Here is a 17,218-nt window from a genome sequence, read left to right as displayed (position 1 = left end):
GAGCTGTCTGCGCGGCTTACCCCTCTCCCTAACCCATCCGATTCTGCCTTCCTGAACGCAAATGTATCAACACGACAGCGAATGCACCCTCACGCGGCAATGCGCACGGGCAGCGTCTCGTAGCCCTTGATGAAGCTGGAATACACCCGTTGCGGCTCCTCCACCACCTCGATGGTGTCGAAGCGCTTGAGGATCTCTTCCCAGATGATCTTAAGCTGCAACTCGGCGAGCCGCAGGCCGACGCAGCGGTGGATGCCGAAGCCGAACGAGATGTGGGTACGCGGCCGGGCGCGATCGATCAGGAACTCGTAGGGCTTCTCGATCGCCTCCTCGTCGCGGTTGCCCGAGACGTACCACATCACGACCTTGTCGCCCTTCCTGATCTGGCGGCCGCGGAATTCGAAGTCGGAGAGCGCGGTGCGCCGCATATGGGCGAGCGGGGTCTGCCAGCGGATCACCTCGGGCACGAAGCTGTCGATCAAGGCCGGGTTGTCGCGCAGCTTGCGGTACTGCTCCGGATGCTTGGCCAGCGCATAGATGCTGCCGGACAGCGTGTTGCGCGTGGTGTCGTTGCCGCCGACGATCAGCAGGATCAGATTGCCGAGGAAGTTCTTCGGGTCCATGTTCCGCGTGGCGTCGCTGTGCGCCATCATCGAAAGCAGGTCGCTCTTCGGCGGCTGGCTCGATCGCTCCTTCCAGAGCCGCGCGAAATAGCTCGCGCATTCCATCAGCTCGGCCTGCCGCTCGTCCTCGGTGGCGACGAGGCCGCCGGCGCCGGGCAGGGTGGTCGCGACATCTGACCAGCGCGTCAGCTTGCGGCGGTCCTCCCAGGGGAAGTCGAACAGCACCGCGAGCATCTGCGTCGTCAGCTCGATCGAGACCTTGTCGACCCAGTCGAACACCTCGCCGCGCGGCAAATTGTCGAGGCACTCGGTCGAGCGCTTGCGGATGTTGATGGCGAGCTCGTCGAGATGCGTCGGCGTGAACATCGGCGCCACGGTCTTGCGCTGCGCCGAATGGCGCGGCTGATCCATCGCGATGAAGCTTTCGCGGCGCAGATCCGGCGGCACGTCGCGGATGGTGATGCCGCCGAGCGAAGCAGCCGAGGAGAACACCGAATGGTTGGTCTCGATGTCCATGATGTCGTTGTAGCGGGTGATCGACCAGTACGGACCGAACATCGAGTTCTTGCAGTAGTGCACCGGATCCTCGCGGCGCAGCCGGTCGAAATACGGCCAGAACGTATCGGTCTTGAACAGCTCGGGATTGCCGGGATCGTAGTCTGCGAGCGGCAGCGTGTTGGCGCGTTCGCGCGCGGCGTCCAGATTCCTGTCGTCGACGAGATCGATGGTCCCGTGCATGAGCGGCTCCTCAACCGTTGCCGCGCGCGGGGCATCGCCGGCGCGGCATGTTTTACGGAATTACATTCCCATTCCGGCGTTCGCGCAAGGGCTGTCGACGCGCATTTGGCCGCATTGATGTCAGGCCAAAGCGGCCGAATCCGGACCTTTCCGGTCGTGGAGGCGACGATGCGTGTTTGAAACGGCGTTTGATTCGGCTGGACGGCGTCGGTGCTGGTCTCTATTGGCTGTCGCTTTTTTCGCCGCCGGCTTTTTCGCACGGATAGGTGTCCTGCATGCCCCACAGCAGCAGGAGAGCGATCGCCATGTCGCCTTTCGCGGATCGCTTGTCGGCGGACTTGAGCATGATCTCTTCGACTTGCTCGCTGCTCAGTGCAAGGTCGCCGGGCATGCAGAACAGCATTTGGCCGCCATGCCGCTTCAGCCAGGCATTGGAGGCCATCAGGCCGCCCCTGACGCCGTCCAGGTACATATGATTGAAGATACGAAAGTTCTCGTTCTTCGGATTGCGATAGGACTCCAGCCGCACATCGACGGCGGCAGCGGGAGCTGCCGTCAGCGCAATGAAGAACGTCGAGAAGCATGCCGACATGATCCACTTGTTCATCGCGACTTTCCTCGGTTGCGGCGACGTCTTGCTTGCAGCGCCTCATCCATAAGTCATCTGGTTCCCTCCTTGGGTTCGACGCTCACGCACGACGGGGTGCAGGCGGCGCCCTTGCCCGACGGGGGATACCGGCACCGGGGATCGCCCTGTTCCGGCAATCCCGTTAAGGCATGGCCAACCGCATCAGGCCAAAAATCGCCCGGCGATCTCGACCTTGTGTGAAACCTGGATCACACTCGGAGCGACAAACCTGTGCTTTTGATGCGCAGAGATTGTCCCGTCCTGGAGTGACGCCGTGAACGATATGAGCTGGACCCCGCTGGGGCCGCCGCAGCCGCCCCCGCAACCGCCGCCGATGCCGGTGGCGTTTTCAGGGAAGCGGAAGGAGTTCTTCCGCCTGGTGGCGCGTGGCGCCGGGCTCGAACTGATCACCGTCGGCTTCTACCGGTTCTGGCTCACCACCGACATCCGCCGTCACCTCTGGTCGAACACCCAGATCGACGGCGACGCGCCGGAATATACCGGCCGCGGCAAGGAGCTGTTGATCGGCTTCCTGGTTGCGTTGGCGATCCTGGTGCCGATCTATCTCGGCTACTTCCTGATCGGCATCGAGGCCGAGCATCTCAAAGCGTTCGCCTCGCTGCCGCTGGTTGCCTTCTTCTACCTGTTCGGCCAGTTCGCGATCTATCGCGCGCGGCGCTACCGGCTGACCCGCACGGTGTGGCGCGGCGTTCGCTTCTGGATGAGCGGCTCGGGCTGGATCTATGCGCTCAAGGCCTCGCTCTGGGGCCTTCTGGTCATGATCACGCTCGGCCTGGCGCTGCCCTGGCGCGAGGCGGCGCTCGAGCGCTACAAGATGCGGCATTCCTATTACGGCGACCTGCAAGGTTCGTTCGAGGGCCGCGGCTGGGAGTTCTTCAAGCGCGGCTGGTGGCTGTGGCTGTTGATGCCGTTCGCGCTGTCGTCCTACGTCTTCGCGCCGTTCGCCTATGCCGCGTTCAAGGCGGTCGAGTGGCGCTGGTGGTTGTCGGGCATCCGCTTCGGCGAGGTGCGGCTCGAATCGACGCTGAGCCGCGGCGCGCTGGTCGGCCTCTACTGGAAGGTGATCGGCTGGATCTTGCTGCTCGTCGTGGTATTTGCGGTCTACGTTATGCTCTGCGTCTTCCTGGCCGCCAGCATCAACGGCTCTTCGATCGATGCGTTCTTCAAGACCGAAGCGTTCGCCAAGAGCATTCCCCTGATCGTCCTGCTCGGTATCGGCTATCTCGCCTTTGCGCTGACGATGAACGTGGTGATGCGGGTCTATCTGATGCGCGATCTCTGGGTCCGGGTGCTGTCCTCGACCATCGTGCACAACATCGCTGCGGCGGCCAACGTCACCGCGCGCGGCGATCTCGCCAATGCGCTCGGCGAAGGTTTTGCCGACGGCCTCGATGTCGGCGGATTCTAGCATCATGGAGTCCGATGCCGGCGCGGCCAACTCCGCAGCGCCGCCGGATCCCGGCGGCGTCTTCTTCGACGGCCTCTCGAACCGGCGGCGCGTCGTCGGGCTCAAGCTGACCGATGCGCTGGAGATCAGGCAGGATGCTGAGCTGCTCGCGCGCTGGGCGTTCCACGATATCCGCCGCGCCGACAGCCCATCCGGATTGTTGCGGCTGAGCTGCCAGAGCGCGCCATCTTTGGCGCGGCTCGAGATCCGCGATCCCCAGCTGATCGCCGAGCTTGTCGCGCGCTGCGATACGCTCGAGGCCGACCTGCCGAACCGCAGGGGCGTCGCCGCGATCGTCGGCTGGTCGCTCGCGGCCGCGGTGTCGATCGTGCTGGTGGTGCTGTTCGGCGTGCCGCTCGCCGCCGAGCGGTTGACGCCGCTGGTGCCGGAGTCCTTCGAGCGCCGGCTCGGCGATGTCGCGGAGGCGCAGGTCAAGGTGGTGTTCGACGGCAAGCCGTGCAGCAACGCGGCGGGACAGGCGGCCTTCGCGAAGCTGGTCGGCAAATTGCGGGACAGCGCAGGCCTCGACAATTCGGTGCATTCGGGCGTGCTGGCGACGTCGGTGCCGAATGCCTTCGCGCTGCCGGGCGGCAAGGTCTATCTGTTCGACGGGCTGCTGGAGAAGGCGGAAAACCCCGACGAGATCGCAGGCGTCCTGGCGCATGAGCTCGGCCATCTCCGGCATCGCGACAGCATGCGCGAGCTGATCCACAATGGCGGCACCTCGTTCCTGATCGGGCTGCTGTTCGGCGACGTCACGGGCTCCGGTGCGCTGATCTTCGCCTCGCGCTCGCTGGTCACGTCGTCCTATTCGCGCGACGCCGAGACCAATGCCGACACCTTTGCGATCGAAACCATGCACAAGCTAGGCCGTCCGGCGAAGCCGATGGGCGAACTGATGTTCCGTGTCACCGGCAAGGAAGGCGGCAAGGGCCTCTCGCTGGTCTCCAGCCATCCGCTGACCGAGGACCGCCTTGCGCGCATGGACAAGGCCGATGCCGGCATCCGGCCGAGCGGCCCGCCGCTGCTGTCACCGGCCGAATGGCAGGCACTGAAGGGCATCTGCGGATCGGGCAAGGGCAAGGTGTGAGGTAGGGATTTCGAGACCGGTAGCCCGGATGAAGCGCAGCGAAATCCGGGGCCGGTGCTCCCGAATTGCGCTTCGCTTCATCCGGGCTACGTCTTGTTGGACGTCCTACTTCACCAGCCGGAACTTGCCGCCGTCGACCTTGATCACGAATGCTGACCGCTCGTCATAGCCGTTGTGGTCGGTCGGGCTCATGGTGGAGAGGCCGTTGTTCAGATAGACGTCCTTGCCGCGTTCGAGCTCGTCGCGCAGCGCGGCGCGGAATTCCGGCGTTCCGGGCTTCGCCGTCTTCAGCGCGATGGCCGCCGCGCGCTGGAACAGCGTCACGGCGTCCCACAGATGCGCGCCGAAGATATTCGGCTTGTGCCCGTTGACCTTTTCGTAGGACGACACGAATGCGTCGCGCACCTGGCGGAACGGATCGTTCGCCGGCAGGTCGTCGGCGATGGTGAAGGCCTCGCCGGTGAACACCGCGCCCTCGACATTGGCGCCGCCGAGCTTGATGAATTCCTCCGACGCCACGCCATGGGTCTGGAAGATCTTGCCGGCATAGCCGCGGCTGCGCAGCGCTTCCTGCGGCAGCACGGCCGGCGTGCCGGCGGAGGCGATGAACACCGCCTCCGGGTTGGTCGCGATCACCTTCAGCGCCTGGCCCATCGCGCTGGTGTCGGCGCGGGCATAGACCTCATGGGTCGTGACTGTCAGGCCGAGGGTCGGCGCCAGCCGCGACACCTCGTTGTAGTAGCCTTCGCCGTAGCCGTCGGAGACGCCGATATAGCCCAGCGTCTTGACGCCGGACTTGGCGATGTATTTCAGGATCGCGGCCGCCATCAGATCGTCATTGGGCACCACCTTGAAGGCCCAGCGGCGGCGCTCGTCGATCGGTCGCACGATCGCAGTCGCCGCCGCGAGCGAGATGATCGGCGTCCTGGATTCGAAGGCGACGTCGAGCATCGGCATGGTCACGGGGGTGAGCGAGGAGCCGATCAGGATGTCGACGCCGTCCTGGATCACCAGGCGCCGCGCATTCTGCGTGCCCTTGGTGGGATCGGATTCGTCGTCGAGCGCGATATAGCTGACCTTCTCGCCGCCGATCTCCTTCGGCAGCGCCGCGATGGTGCGCATCTGCGGCTGGCCGAGCGCCGAGCCCGGTCCGGATGCCGACACCACGACGCCGACCTTGATGTCGGCCCGCGCGTCCGGCGCAATCAGGACGGCACCCGCGAGCACCCAGATTCCGGCCATCGCCAGCTTCATCGCAAATCCTCCCAGCAGGTTGCTTTTGTGCGACCGGATAGCCGGCCGCCGTCCCGCTCCGCATCATATTGATTCCGCAGGCTGTGTCTGTCCCCTTCGCGGGGGACATGATCGGCTGCCGCGGGGTCGCGAAACTTCGCGTTTACCACGTCCTTAAAGGCCGCGCGAACCAGTTTCCCTAAGCGGACGGCAACGACCTGCTGCTATCGATGGAGGAGAAGAGGGAGTACGAACCATGTTCAGCATTGTTCGGATCCTGGTTTTGATCGCATGTACGCATGCGGGATCCGCGTTCGCGGAAATGCCGTCTGACGGCTCGCGGCCTTTGCAAGCAATTGACGTCCAACTGGTCCACGTCGATGCGTGAGCCTCATCTGATCGCGCCCGAGCACGCACGCGCCATCTGCGAAGAGATCGGCGAGCGGCTGCGCCACGCCTTGCGCGGCGATTACGCCGATCTGCCGCCACGGCTGCAAGAACTCCTGGACGAGCTTGCTCTGCAGGATTGCGAGGCGCCGTCGCTGGTGCCGGCAATGGCTGATATGACGAGACCGGTGGTCGTGGCTGCCTAGGTCGTAGCCCTGCGCCGCTCACACGTTCTTCGCGACCTTGCGCGTCCGCGTCGGCCCGGCGCCGGCGATCGCCGGCTTGATATTCCACACCGCGCGCACCGCGGCGTAGGCGTGGGCGATCACCGGCTCCTGGCGGCGGGCGGCGAGGCTCGCGAAGGAGAGATCGCAGGTCAGCTTCACCCTATCGGCGATCACGAATTGATGCGGGCGCGCCATCCGCGGCGCCAGCACGCTGTCGCGCGCGAGGCTGAGGCAGAGGCCGGATTCGACAAAGTCGATCATCGCCTCCTCCTGGTCGGTGTAGCCGACGCGCTTCGGCAATGCGCCGAGCGGGCGGAAGACGTCGTCGAGCAGCCGCCGGTGACCGGAATGCGGCGGTGTCGCAAGCCAGGGCAGCTCGGCGAGCTCTGCCCAGCCTTTGCCGATCACCCGGTCCCGCCAGGCGATCGGCGCGATCACGCGGTAGTCGTAGCAGAGCAGCGGCGCCAGCTGGTAGCGGCCGTCGGCGATGGTCCGCTCGGTGAAGCTGTGATGGACCAGCTGCTCCGGCGGCGTGGCGTCGACATAGTAGCCGACGTCGAGTTCGCCCCTGCCGATCTGCGCCAGCACGTCGTCGCTCACGCCATGGCGCAGGAACACTTCGGTGCGTTGCGAGGACATCGCAAGGCTGCGCACGAACGGTCCGAGCCGGGTGAATTCGGGGTCGAGGATGGTGCCGACGCGCAAGGTGCCGCGCTGCGCCTCGTTCAGCTGATCCGCCATCGCCTTGAAGTCGGATGCCGCCGCCACCGCGCGGTGCGCCAGCGGCAGCAATGCGGCGCCGGCCTCGGTCAGCGTGAATCCGGCAGGCGTGCGGTTGAACAGCAGCAGCCCGGTGCTTTCCTCGAGCGCCTTCAGTTGCAGGCTGACCGCCGGCTGGGTCAGTTTCAGCATCGCGGCGGCGCGCGATACAGTGCCCTCACGGGCGACCGTGATGAAGCAACGCAAGGCCTGGGTACGGGGAAGCTCGCTCATTGTGCGAGCTTATAGCACAGTTTTTTGCCGCGCATCCGACCTGAGTCGTGCATTGTTGTATGATTATAATACAACTCATGCGAGAAGTCATGACGGCCGCCACGCGACCATGCCCGCAGTCCGCGCGCGCACCTCCGGCGCGGCGAGGCAGGTCGCGACCGCTTCATAGCCCAGCGCGCCCGGAATCGGCGCGACGCGGATCGGCGGGCTGTGGTTGGCAGGGCACAGGATGATCGCGTCGTCGTCACCGACCGCGTCGAGATCCAGGATCGCGTTGGAGCGCGTCAGGAAGAACAGCGGCCGCGCCTCCGGCCCACACCGGCGCAGATGCGCGATCACGGCTTCCTGGCTCGACGCATCGAGCCCGTGCTCAAGCATGTCGATCACCGGGATCGCGCCGTCGCAGGCCTCGAGCGCCGCGAGCAGGGTGATCAGCGCCGGCGAGTCCGTTGCGCCGTCGGCGAGCAGGACGGCAAGGCTCGCCTCGACCCTCGCTTTGTGCGCCGGGTCGGCATCGAGCCGCGCACGGACCGCCGCGCCGCCGTCGGCTGTGCGGTCGAGCCCCATGAAGCAGGCGCCCGGCAGCGCGTCCGCGAGCCGCTGCGCGAGGCGCGTCTTGCCGCTGCCGAGCGGGCCGACGATGTAGTTCAGCCGCTTGATCTCGCGCAGCTCGAAGCGCTCGCCGCCCCACGGCCACGGCAGATCGAACGCGACGCCGATCGCCGGCCGCACCTTGACCGCGCCGATCAGGTCGCGCGTCGCGGGCAGCTTGCCGCCGCCGAGGTCGGTGCGCAGCCGGCGTATTCTGGCGATGCTGTCGCCGCATTGGCGGATGCGCGCTTCGAGCGTGGCCTCGTGTGCGGCCAGCACGCGGCCGAGCACGCCGGCGTCGCCGTCCAGGATCCGCGCGACTTCGCTGACGCCGAGCCCGAGCGCGCGCAGCTCGACGATCTCGGCACCGCGCGCCATCTCGGCAGGGCCATAGGCGCGCCATCCCGCCGGCGTGCGGCCGGGTGCAATCAGGCCGCGTTCCTCATAGAGGCGGAGCGCCTTCGCCGAGATGCCGAGCTGCCTTGCAGCTTCGGACGGACTGAGGAAACGGGTGGCAGCAGCATTCATCGAATCACCTCGCGTCATCTGACCGCGCCTCTATGGAGGCGGCCGCAGGGGCAGGGTCAAGCGGGGAGGTCGGTGATTCCGCATCCTGCGGAGCGAACAGTAAGGTGAGCAAGCTGCACAGGCTCCCTCTCCCACGCAACCGGGGTCTACCCCGGTTGCGCATCATAAATTCGCGCAAGTCGGGCAAGCCCGACTTGCCGGCGGGAGAGGGCGGGGAGAGGGGTGGCCCCGGGCGAACTGATCGATCAGCGCATCGCTTTGGCAACTTGTTGGCTTGTCGTCGAGTCGAATCCGGAGAGTGCACGTCGTGTGGCACCCCTCTCCCTAACCCTCTCCCGCAAGGGGAGAGCTCACCCTACTGCCGGTGCTCGCCTCACGCGCGCGTGAGCGCGAAGCTGCGTCCGCATCCTCAGCCGTCATCGCCCGGCTCGACCGGGCGATCCAGTACGCCGCGGCTTCTCGGTTCAAGCACTGCTGCCTCTGGAATACTGGATCACCCGCTTTCGCGGGTGATGACATCTTCATGTGTTGCGAGCGTTGGCGCCTGTCACAGTACCCTCACTCCAGATGGTTCACCTTGGCCACCCAGGCGCGGACGTCGGTGAGCACGGCGGGCAGCACGGCCTTGACCTCCTGCACGTTCATGCCGGGCTTGATGCGGGGGTCGTAGAGCAGGTTGAGCAGATACTGGTCGTAGACGTCGAAGAAGCCCATCGAGACGCTGTCGTTGAACATGGTCCACGGCACGGTCGCGGTGTCGTTGATCGGGCCGAGCGACTGCAACAGCTCTTCATAGGCGCAGTCGAGGAAGACGAAATCGCCATTGTCGACGGTGAGGATCACGTCGGAATGCTCGATCTCGTAATTCTCGTTCTTGCGGAAGCCGGACAGGCATTGCGGATCGAGCGAGGAGCGGATCTCCCTGGCGCGCTCCTGGCCGTAGAAGGTCGCGATGGTGCGGTAGAGCTCGCGGTCGCGCACCAGCTTGACCACGACATTGGCGGCGTCCTGGTCGTCGGTCATCGCGATGTCGAGATGCTGCACCCGGGCGCGGATGTCGGCGACGACCTTGCCGAGCTGCGCCTTGCGGTCGGCGCGGCTGCCGTCGGCGAACACGCGCACCGGTCCGTCGTATTTGCGGATGCGGTCGACCCGTCCGGCAAGATGATACTCGGCGCCGAACGCGGTCTTCAGGAAGCCTTCGACGATCTCGGCGTCGCTGAAGACCTTCTTCTCGTTGCGCTGGCGCGCCGCGATCGCCGGCACCTCGGTCGCGGCTGCGGGCACTGTGGTGTCGACGAGGCACGCAGCGAGCACTGCGGCGAGAAGGAACAGGATCGAGAGGCGGGGCTGGGACATCGTGACAACGCTGCCGCAAGCTCTGCGGCAGCGCAAGCCATGATCAAGGCGGCGCCATCAGTTGGAGTGCCGGATCGCCGCGCCGGATTCCGGCGAAATCGGCGCGATCAGTTCTTCACCACCACGGTGGTGCCGACCGAGACCCGATCATAGAGGTCCTGGACGTCCTCGTTGGTCATGCGGAAGCAGCCCGACGAGACCGCCTGGCCGATCGTCTCCGGCTCGTTCGAGCCGTGGATGCGGTAGAGCGTCGAGCCGAGATACATCGCGCGCGCGCCGAGCGGGTTCTCGATGCCGCCGTTCATGTGGCGCGGCAGATCGGGGCGGCGGCGCAGCATCTGCGAGGGCGGCGTCCAGGACGGCCATTCCTTCTTCGCGGAGATGCGGTGGACACCGCTCCAGCGGAAGCCGTCGCGGCCGACGCCGATGCCGTAGCGCAGCGCCATGCCGTTGCCCTGCACCAGATAGAGCCGGCGTTCGGCGGTATTCACCACGATGGTGCCGGGAGCGTAATTGGTCGGGTAGTTGACGGTGGTGCGCGGGATCGGACTTGCGCCGCCGCCGCCGCTACCGCCGAAGAAGGGCGAGTTGTCACCGTTGTAGCCCCGGGAGTCGAAGAACTGGGCCTGGGCCTGGCCGGCAGCTGCCAGGATCGTGAGCGCGGCAAACATCAAGGCAATCGGGCGCATGGTCGTCGTCCTCGCGAACAATCAAATATCTCTCAGAGAGGCCACAATTGCCGGCGCTTCGCAAGCGATGAAGCGGTGACATCAGGCACTTTCCGGCAACACGGTTTAAAAAGGCAACAGACCGCAGGCGATACCTGCATTGTCCGGCCAAGCCTTTGACGAGGCGGGTGAAGAATGGTTGATCTGGAGCGATTTCAAGCGAAGTGGGTACCGGTTCGCGTAAAGAAAACGCGACCAAACAAAAGGATAAGACCATGATCTGATTCAACCGGATCAGCTCATGGTCTGGAGTGACCTCAAGAACACCGCGGAACGGGAGCGAGAGCATGAATGGTGCGGAAAGTCTGGTGCGGACATTGGTCGCAGGCGGCGTGGATGTCTGTTTTACCAACCCGGGCACCTCGGAGATGCATTTCGTCGCGGCGCTGGACAAGGTCCCGGGCATGCGCTGCGTGCTCGGCCTGTTCGAAGGCGTGGTGACGGGGTCTGCCGACGGCTATTTCCGCATGAAGGGAACGCCGGCCTCGACGCTGCTGCATCTCGGGCCCGGCCTCGCCAACGGCCTTGCCAATCTGCACAACGCCAAGAAGGCGCATTCCGGCATCGTCAACATCGTCGGCCAGCATGCCACCTACCATATCGGTTACAACGCACCGCTGACCTCGGACATCGAGGGCCTGGCACGGCCGATGTCGTCCTGGGTCCGCACCTCGCCGGATGCCAGGTCGGTCGCCGCCGACGGCGCGGCCGCGATCGCCGCCGCCAAGAGCGCGCCGCCGCAGATCGCAACCCTGATCCTGCCGGCCGATACCGCCTGGAACGAGGCCGACGGTATCGCCGACGTGCCGGTGGACACGCAGCGCCCAAGCTACTCGCCGCAGGCGGTCGACACCGCAGCAAAGATCCTGCACGGCGATGCCGCGCACACGCTGCTGCTCGTCACCGGCAGCGCGCTGAGCGAGCACGGACTGGCGCTCGCCGAGCGCATCGCCGGCAAGACCGGCTGCACCGTGATGGGCCAGACCTATCACCCGCGCATGGCGCGCGGCCGCGGCCGCTTCTCGATCAACCGGATTCCCTATGTGATCGAGCAGGCGCTGCCGATCCTGAAGAATTTCCGTCACATCGTGCTGGTCGAGGCCAACGATCCGGTGGCGTTCTTCGCCTATCCGAACAAGCCGAGCATGCTGAAGGCGGAAGGCTGCGAGGTGCATCGCATGACCGCCTGGGGCGAGAATTCGGTCGCCGCCCTCGAGGCGCTGGCCAATGCGCTGCATGCGACGGCAAAGGACGTCAAGCCGCAGCAGCATCCGGAGCTGGTCAAGCCGACCGGCGCGCTCAACCACGGCTCGATCGCGCAGGCGATCGCCTGTGCCATCCCCGACAACGCCATCATGGTGGACGAGTCCGTCACCACCGGCCGCGGCTTCTTCCCGCCGACGGCGGGGGCCGCGCCGCACGACTGGTTGCAGAACATGGGCGGCTCGATCGGCTTCTCGACTCCGGTCGCGACCGGCGCGGCGGTCGCCTGTCCGGACCGCAAGGTGATCTGCATGGTCGGCGACGGCAGCGCGATGTACACGATCCAGTCGCTGTGGACGCAGGCGCGCGAAGGGCTCAACGTCGTGACCATCGTGTTCGCCAACCGGATCTACCAGATCCTGCGCGGCGAGTTCGACGGCGTCGGCGCCGGCGAGCCGGGCAAGCGGGCGCAGGACATGCTGAAGATCGACCGGCCGACGCTCGACTTCGTCGCGCTCGCCAGGGGCATGGGTGTGCCGGCGGTGGCGGTCACATCAGCGGACGAGTTCAACAAGGCGCTCGCGGACGTGGTCGCCGAACCGGGGCCGCGGTTGATCGAAGTGCAGATGTAGCAGCGCAATCTCAAACGGCCGTGGCGGCGGTCCAGTCCAGTCGGAGGCGCCAATGCAGACCGAGCTGAACAAGGTGATCGCCGCCGTCGCGGAGTTCTATGCGCAGGAGACGTTCCTGCTGGAGCGCGATCTCGGCGAGCGAACGCTTACTCACCGCCTGGCGGTCTATGTCGAGCGGCAGTTTCCGGGCTGGCAGGTCGATTGCAACTACGACCGGCTCGGCGAGCGCACGCTGCGGCTGCCGCGGGGCTCGGGGAGCTCGACCGATGACCATCTCGGCAAGTCGATCTACCCTGATATCGTCGTGCACCAGCGCGACATCCCGAACAATCTGCTCGCCATCGAGCTGCGCAAGGACAGCAATCACCAACCGCTCGAGCACGATCAGCGCAAGCTGCAGGCGCTGACCGACCCGAATGTCTGGTTTGCCTATGCGATGGGTGTTCTCGTGATCGTCGGGCCGAACGGCGTGAGCTCGTCCGAGGTCTATGCCGGCGGCATCATCGACAGCGCCGCGTCGCGCTGGTTTGCGGAGCGGCTGCGAGAGAGCGGGGTTGGGCAGAAGCGCGACGACGGCGCGCAGCGTTAAGTCTGTCGCATGATTCCTTCCGCGCATCGCGGTGATAGCCCGTTTGGATCATGCGCCACCCCTGCACGCGCGGCAGAACAGAAGGCGCGGGAGGTGGAGCAATTCCTGGAGCCGGTGGTCATTTTTCAGAACGATCCAATGGCGGTGCGGATTATCGGCTCTGCGCCTCTTTCGCTCCCTCTCCCGCACTTCAATTTCGCTGGTCCAGCTCTCGACTGGGCCAGGCTTCACTGTTTCAAGCCGGCGGCGCAGTTGAATGCGACGTCACAGGCCGAGGCAGCATCCGCACCGGGACAGTGAAAAGGCCGCCTGCGGGCGGCCTTTTCCTCAGCTGTCGATTTCCTTAGGTGACGATGTCCGGCATCGCCGCGGACGATTGTTTCTATTTATTGCTTGGCCGCATCGTCGCCGGTCGTTGCGGCGCCGGCCTTGGTGCTCGATTTCTTGGCGGCCTTCTTGGCTTTCTTCTTCGGCGCCATCTTGGTCGCCTCGCCCTTGGTTGCCGTGTCTCCGCTCTGCGCGGCCGGGGCCGCGCTGCCGCCCGCCTTGTCCTGCGCGAGCGCGGTGGACGAGACGAAGGCAAGCGCCGTGGCGGCGAGGATCAATGTTCGCATCGGATGGTTCTCCCAAGTTGGTTCCTATCGGGCCCTCAACGGGACAGAATGTCGCAGGGTTCCGCGGCACCGATCAGCAGTCCGTGAGCCGGGCGTGAACGGCGCGGCGGACCGCACAGGGGCGGAACCCGGGAACCATGATGCGCGTTATGTTGCCGGGCAGGAGTTCCGAGGAGAGACGCCATGCGCTGGCGGTCAATGACGGAAACCACCAACATTGTGCTCGACACCACCCCGGAGAACACATTCTATGCGGTGGGCTGGACGGTCAGCGGCGTGGCGACGCTCGCCACCATCGTCGCGGTCTGGATGTTCGGCATCTGAAGGCAGGCGGTCCGTCCGTGCAAACAATCGGCGTGCCGGTACCGGCGGGCCGACGCGCGGTGACCGCTTACTTCCGCAGGATGGCCAGCGCTTCCCGGTAGAGCTGCGAGAAACTGACCAGGAGCGCGCTCGACAGCAGGAACATCGCCATGCTGTCGTAGTCGTCGGCGGTCGGCCAGGAGAACTCGAAATAAGGCGGCATGAACGCCCACCAGACGATCGGAACCGTAATGATCGTTGCAAAGGAGCCGGCCGGTGCGCCGCCCGCCAGTCCGGCGATCAGGATCGCCGGCACGAAGCCCGCGAAATAGAGCTGCATGCCGAAGCTTGCGAACATCTCCTGCGTCGCGGTGGCCAGCACCACGGCCAGCAATGCGACGACGAAGGTCGACAGCGACCACGGTCGCAGCTTCAGAATGTAATCATTGCCCTTGCGCATCGAGACGTCCCGGCCCCCTCGCGAGTTCCGGGAAGGTAGCCGAGGAGGCCTGCAAACAAAACCCCGTATGACTCCGTGGGGCAGGATTGTGTGCGATACAGTGAAAAGGAACCGGCCCGGTCAAGCCGCTGCCGCATTGTCGCGCTTATTGCATTGCGGCAGGGTGATGGTGGGACAACACGATGCTCGAGCTCCTGATTGTCGTTCTCGTCGCCGGGATCGGGTTCGTATCGGGGTATGGCGTCCGCGCGCTGATCTCGTTCCGCAAACGCCGGTCACCGCCGCGCGGACGCGCGCCGCGGCTTCGGGCCGCGAATGACGACATCTCCGCGCGCGGCTGGTCCCGGTCGACCGGCACCCAAGGCGCCGATCAAGCCGCCCCGCCATCCGACGAACTCGACGGCGCCGTGCGCGACCTGCTCGGCGAGCTCAGCCGGCGCACAGCCAACCCGTCACCCACGCCGCAGCGCCGCCGGCAGTGAGCCGGGAATGCCGGCCGCTCCTTTGCATGGGGTTGTTTTCGACATTTTTGATGAGGCGGTGCCGACGGGGCACCGGCACCGGAATGTCGACAATCGTCCGACTGACGGTTCCGGAAGGGATCAGGCGGTTCAGGAAGGGGAATGGTGGACGCACAAGGGATCGAACCTTGGACCTCTCCCGTGTGAACCACAATCCGTAGATCCAGGTTGACCCAACGCGGCCATAGTGTTGTCGAAATAATTCATTATAATGCAGTAGCTTATGGCCGTTTGAGCCTCGCGGGGCCATAAGCGGCCATACCGCATTTTGTGTGCCCCCGTTGTGCCCGCCGCAGATTTTCCCTTGGGGCACACAAATCGGGGAGGGATCTGTGCTCCCTCTGTTCTTCAAGGCGCCGTTCTTCCGCGCTGGTGTGCCCCGGGGCGGAAAAGCGAAGGAAAGTCAACGCAAGCTTCCCGTCGCTTGGATGATCCGGGCGTCTTCGGGGCACACCTCGATAGGAGCGCAAGGGCCATGCCGGAGCCTACCAACCAGCTGACACTCACTGATGCAGTAATCCGTAGCGCCACGGTGCCGCCGGGCAAGGCACAGCATTATCTCCACGACGACAAGCTGCCCGGCCTCGCCCTGCGCATGCGCATCACCGGCGGCCGGACTTGGGTCTACCTCTTCACCAAGCCGGGGGTGAGAGGAACCCAGCGCAAGACCCTCGGACCATGGCCCAGGTACAACGAGAAGGCCGCGCGCAAGGCCGCCACCATTGCCGCAGGCGAGGTGTTCAAGGGCATGGACCCAAACGACGCGAAACGCGAGGCGAGGCGACAACAGGCGGTTGAAAAGCAGCGCACAATACTGGCTGACCTCATCGTTGAAGATGGTCCTTACCAGACGTCATTGACGGGACGGCAGGTCGTCAACTGGAAGCCGGCAATGTCGGCGCTGCGGCGCGGGCTCAAGGAGCACGCCGATAGTGGGGTCGGAGACCTGACGCGACGGAAAATCATGGCAGCAGTGGACAAGGTTACCAAGACCGGCAAGCGGGGCGCGGCCAAGGACCTGCGCAAGCACACCCACACCTTCCTCGAATGGTGCGTTGGCGAGGGCTACGTCGACCACAATGTGCTTGCCGGTTATCGCGAGCCTAAGGAAACCCGTGCGCAAAGGATTGGGCGCCGAACGAAGGGCCGTGCTTTGACCGATGAAGAAATCATCAAATTCTGGCACGCATCCGGCAAGCTCGGGACCTTCGGGCTTCTGGCAAGGACGTGCCTGCTCGGTGGTCCGCGCCGAAGCGAGCCAACCATGATCGAGTGGTCGAAGCACGTCATGGAGGATCGCATTACGTTCGATGCGGCATGGACTAAGATGGGCCTACACCACGATGTACCGCGTACTCACATCGTTGATGAGGTGCTCGCGGCCGCGAAACATTTTCAGCGCGCCACGTCCGACTACGTCTTCCCGTCACCAAAAACCGGTGGGCAGATGTCCGGCTTCACCAAGATGGTCAACCGCCTGGTCAAGGAGGCGGGTGTCGCAAAATTCACCATGCATGACTTACGGCGCAGTCTGCGTACCATCATGTCCCGCTGTGGCTACGACAATGAGATCCAGCGGCTGTGTGTCGGGCAAAAGCCAAGTGGAATCGATCAGGTCTACAATCACGACGAACAGTGGATCATTCGCAAGATGGCATTCGAAGCGGCTCATGATTACATCGCGGAGCTGGTCGGCGCGATACGGGTTGGCAAGGCCGTGCGCCTGCGGAGAACAAACCCGCTCGATCCTATCAAGGCCGAGCTACTCGGCCGTCTCCGGGAACACTATGCGGCTGAGATGGCTTAGTGGTTTTGTCGCATCCGGCCAGATAGTTGCGCACCGCGTCTGCTCGATAGAGCGGGCGGCCGTCGACATAGCGCCATTTCAGCGGGTGGTTCGGATCGCGCCGCCACTGCTCCAGCGCTCCGGGAGTGCGACGGACGACTGCTGCCGTCTCCAAGGCGGTCAAATTGGAGCTGCCCGGGAGGGTATCGATATCGAAAGTTGCGGGTGGCGGCATGCCACGATTTTTGCGCGGGCGCTTCTCGGCGGGCGATATTTTCCAGTGGTCTGGCGATCCAAACGCCGGGGGGAGAGCCTCTTCGTTTTTCTCGCGCATGCCTCAACCCCGAGCTCCGACCAGTCTTTGATCAACTAAGATCGGGGCTTTCTCAAGCAAGAAAGAGATCTAAACGGCAGGTGCGGCAGTTGAGTAGCTGTAGCGTACAAAAAGGACGAATGGTCTGCGGGTTCGAACTGATATGATTTTCAGTCGAGGATCGCGTTTTTCGATTAACATCTA

At 64.9% G+C, this 17,218-nt stretch carries 17 protein-coding genes; 8 read left to right on the top strand and 9 right to left on the bottom strand.

What is annotated here, in order from left to right; genetic code table 11:
• Positions 1-89: 89 nt before the first annotated feature.
• Both ACVW17_RS00205 and ACVW17_RS00200 read right to left on the bottom strand, forming a co-directional pair.
• Entirely contained in the window at positions 90-1,361 is a 1,272-nt protein-coding gene (locus ACVW17_RS00205; protein ID WP_456749919.1) for a cytochrome P450, read from the bottom strand.
• Between the two features lie 220 nt (positions 1,362-1,581).
• On the bottom strand, positions 1,582-1,968 hold the full coding sequence (locus tag ACVW17_RS00200) for a hypothetical protein (protein WP_456749918.1): 387 nt from the start codon (positions 1,966-1,968) through the stop codon (positions 1,582-1,584).
• Between the two features lie 304 nt (positions 1,969-2,272).
• On the opposite strand from ACVW17_RS00200, the gene ACVW17_RS00195 reads away from it, so the two are divergent.
• Positions 2,273-3,418, top strand: a complete 1,146-nt coding sequence (locus ACVW17_RS00195) for a DUF898 family protein (protein ID WP_456756281.1) — start codon at positions 2,273-2,275, stop codon at positions 3,416-3,418.
• A 4-nt stretch (positions 3,419-3,422) separates the two neighbouring features.
• Positions 3,423-4,547: a M48 family metallopeptidase gene (locus tag ACVW17_RS00190; protein ID WP_456796661.1), complete on the top strand. Its 1,125-nt coding sequence runs from the start codon at positions 3,423-3,425 to the stop codon at positions 4,545-4,547.
• A 105-nt stretch (positions 4,548-4,652) separates the two neighbouring features.
• Here ACVW17_RS00190 and ACVW17_RS00185 read toward each other — a convergent pair whose 3' ends face one another.
• On the bottom strand, positions 4,653-5,801 hold the full coding sequence (locus ACVW17_RS00185) for an ABC transporter substrate-binding protein (RefSeq protein WP_456749916.1): 1,149 nt from the start codon (positions 5,799-5,801) through the stop codon (positions 4,653-4,655).
• A gap of 359 nt (positions 5,802-6,160) precedes the next feature.
• Between ACVW17_RS00185 and ACVW17_RS00180 the strand changes: the two genes are divergently transcribed.
• On the top strand, positions 6,161-6,373 hold the full coding sequence (locus tag ACVW17_RS00180) for a hypothetical protein (RefSeq protein ID WP_456749915.1): 213 nt from the start codon (positions 6,161-6,163) through the stop codon (positions 6,371-6,373).
• An 18-nt stretch (positions 6,374-6,391) separates the two neighbouring features.
• On the opposite strand, the gene ACVW17_RS00175 is transcribed toward ACVW17_RS00180, so the two are convergent.
• The 4 genes from ACVW17_RS00175 to ACVW17_RS00160 all read right to left on the bottom strand — a co-directional run bounded on the left by ACVW17_RS00175 (position 6,392) and on the right by ACVW17_RS00160 (position 10,554).
• The gene (locus ACVW17_RS00175) at positions 6,392-7,387 is read right to left on the bottom strand and encodes a LysR family transcriptional regulator (RefSeq protein ID WP_456749914.1); all 996 of its coding nucleotides are present in this window, start codon (positions 7,385-7,387) and stop codon (positions 6,392-6,394) included.
• 87 nt (positions 7,388-7,474) lie between these two features.
• Positions 7,475-8,506, bottom strand: a complete 1,032-nt coding sequence (locus ACVW17_RS00170; RefSeq protein WP_456796660.1) for a MerR family transcriptional regulator — start codon at positions 8,504-8,506, stop codon at positions 7,475-7,477.
• A 558-nt stretch (positions 8,507-9,064) separates the two neighbouring features.
• Positions 9,065-9,865 carry a DUF2927 domain-containing protein gene (locus ACVW17_RS00165; protein WP_456796659.1) on the bottom strand — a complete coding sequence of 267 codons (801 nt, stop codon included), beginning with the start codon at positions 9,863-9,865 and terminating at the stop codon, positions 9,065-9,067.
• 107 nt (positions 9,866-9,972) lie between these two features.
• On the bottom strand, positions 9,973-10,554 hold the full coding sequence (locus ACVW17_RS00160; protein ID WP_456749911.1) for a L,D-transpeptidase: 582 nt from the start codon (positions 10,552-10,554) through the stop codon (positions 9,973-9,975).
• Positions 10,555-10,880: 326 nt separating this feature from the next.
• On the opposite strand from ACVW17_RS00160, the gene ACVW17_RS00155 reads away from it, so the two are divergent.
• Complete coding sequence (locus tag ACVW17_RS00155) at positions 10,881-12,428, top strand: acetolactate synthase large subunit (protein WP_456796658.1); 1,548 nt, start codon at positions 10,881-10,883, stop codon at positions 12,426-12,428.
• A 52-nt stretch (positions 12,429-12,480) separates the two neighbouring features.
• Positions 12,481-13,017, top strand: a complete 537-nt coding sequence (locus ACVW17_RS00150; protein ID WP_456749909.1) for a hypothetical protein — start codon at positions 12,481-12,483, stop codon at positions 13,015-13,017.
• A gap of 386 nt (positions 13,018-13,403) precedes the next feature.
• Here the strand turns inward: ACVW17_RS00150 and ACVW17_RS00145 are convergent, their stop codons facing one another.
• On the bottom strand, positions 13,404-13,631 hold the full coding sequence (locus tag ACVW17_RS00145; protein ID WP_456796657.1) for a hypothetical protein: 228 nt from the start codon (positions 13,629-13,631) through the stop codon (positions 13,404-13,406).
• A gap of 183 nt (positions 13,632-13,814) precedes the next feature.
• On the opposite strand from ACVW17_RS00145, the gene ACVW17_RS00140 reads away from it, so the two are divergent.
• The gene (locus ACVW17_RS00140; protein ID WP_456749907.1) at positions 13,815-13,955 is read left to right on the top strand and encodes a hypothetical protein; all 141 of its coding nucleotides are present in this window, start codon (positions 13,815-13,817) and stop codon (positions 13,953-13,955) included.
• A gap of 67 nt (positions 13,956-14,022) precedes the next feature.
• On the opposite strand, the gene ACVW17_RS00135 is transcribed toward ACVW17_RS00140, so the two are convergent.
• Positions 14,023-14,394 carry a DUF4118 domain-containing protein gene (locus ACVW17_RS00135; RefSeq protein WP_456796656.1) on the bottom strand — a complete coding sequence of 124 codons (372 nt, stop codon included), beginning with the start codon at positions 14,392-14,394 and terminating at the stop codon, positions 14,023-14,025.
• A gap of 182 nt (positions 14,395-14,576) precedes the next feature.
• On the opposite strand from ACVW17_RS00135, the gene ACVW17_RS00130 reads away from it, so the two are divergent.
• Positions 14,577-14,876 (top strand): hypothetical protein, encoded by a 300-nt coding sequence (locus tag ACVW17_RS00130; RefSeq protein ID WP_456796655.1) that lies wholly within the window; start codon positions 14,577-14,579, stop codon positions 14,874-14,876.
• A gap of 514 nt (positions 14,877-15,390) precedes the next feature.
• Entirely contained in the window at positions 15,391-16,722 is a 1,332-nt protein-coding gene (locus ACVW17_RS00125) for a tyrosine-type recombinase/integrase (RefSeq protein ID WP_456796654.1), read from the top strand.
• Positions 16,723-17,218 lie beyond the last annotated feature (496 nt).

This window comes from Bradyrhizobium sp. USDA 4473, from assembly GCF_054063335.1.
The sequence above is the reverse complement of the archived record's forward strand: the minus strand, read 5'-3'. Positions and strand labels throughout refer to the sequence as shown.

Excerpts from the sequence above, each read along its gene's own strand:
- ACVW17_RS00205 (WP_456749919.1), bottom strand. The coding sequence starts at position 1,361 with ATGCACGGGACCATCGATCTCGTCGACGACAGGAATCTGGACGCCGCG.
- ACVW17_RS00200 (WP_456749918.1), bottom strand. The coding sequence starts at position 1,968 with ATGAACAAGTGGATCATGTCGGCATGCTTCTCGACGTTCTTCATTGCG.
- ACVW17_RS00195 (WP_456756281.1), top strand. The coding sequence starts at position 2,273 with ATGAGCTGGACCCCGCTGGGGCCGCCGCAGCCGCCCCCGCAACCGCCG.
- ACVW17_RS00190 (WP_456796661.1), top strand. The coding sequence starts at position 3,423 with ATGGAGTCCGATGCCGGCGCGGCCAACTCCGCAGCGCCGCCGGATCCC.
- ACVW17_RS00185 (WP_456749916.1), bottom strand. The coding sequence starts at position 5,801 with ATGAAGCTGGCGATGGCCGGAATCTGGGTGCTCGCGGGTGCCGTCCTG.
- ACVW17_RS00180 (WP_456749915.1), top strand. The coding sequence starts at position 6,161 with ATGCGTGAGCCTCATCTGATCGCGCCCGAGCACGCACGCGCCATCTGC.
- ACVW17_RS00175 (WP_456749914.1), bottom strand. The coding sequence starts at position 7,387 with ATGAGCGAGCTTCCCCGTACCCAGGCCTTGCGTTGCTTCATCACGGTC.
- ACVW17_RS00170 (WP_456796660.1), bottom strand. The coding sequence starts at position 8,506 with ATGAATGCTGCTGCCACCCGTTTCCTCAGTCCGTCCGAAGCTGCAAGG.
- ACVW17_RS00165 (WP_456796659.1), bottom strand. The coding sequence starts at position 9,865 with ATGTCCCAGCCCCGCCTCTCGATCCTGTTCCTTCTCGCCGCAGTGCTC.
- ACVW17_RS00160 (WP_456749911.1), bottom strand. The coding sequence starts at position 10,554 with ATGCGCCCGATTGCCTTGATGTTTGCCGCGCTCACGATCCTGGCAGCT.
- ACVW17_RS00155 (WP_456796658.1), top strand. The coding sequence starts at position 10,881 with ATGAATGGTGCGGAAAGTCTGGTGCGGACATTGGTCGCAGGCGGCGTG.
- ACVW17_RS00150 (WP_456749909.1), top strand. The coding sequence starts at position 12,481 with ATGCAGACCGAGCTGAACAAGGTGATCGCCGCCGTCGCGGAGTTCTAT.
- ACVW17_RS00145 (WP_456796657.1), bottom strand. The coding sequence starts at position 13,631 with ATGCGAACATTGATCCTCGCCGCCACGGCGCTTGCCTTCGTCTCGTCC.
- ACVW17_RS00140 (WP_456749907.1), top strand. The coding sequence starts at position 13,815 with ATGCGCTGGCGGTCAATGACGGAAACCACCAACATTGTGCTCGACACC.
- ACVW17_RS00135 (WP_456796656.1), bottom strand. The coding sequence starts at position 14,394 with ATGCGCAAGGGCAATGATTACATTCTGAAGCTGCGACCGTGGTCGCTG.
- ACVW17_RS00130 (WP_456796655.1), top strand. The coding sequence starts at position 14,577 with ATGCTCGAGCTCCTGATTGTCGTTCTCGTCGCCGGGATCGGGTTCGTA.
- ACVW17_RS00125 (WP_456796654.1), top strand. The coding sequence starts at position 15,391 with ATGCCGGAGCCTACCAACCAGCTGACACTCACTGATGCAGTAATCCGT.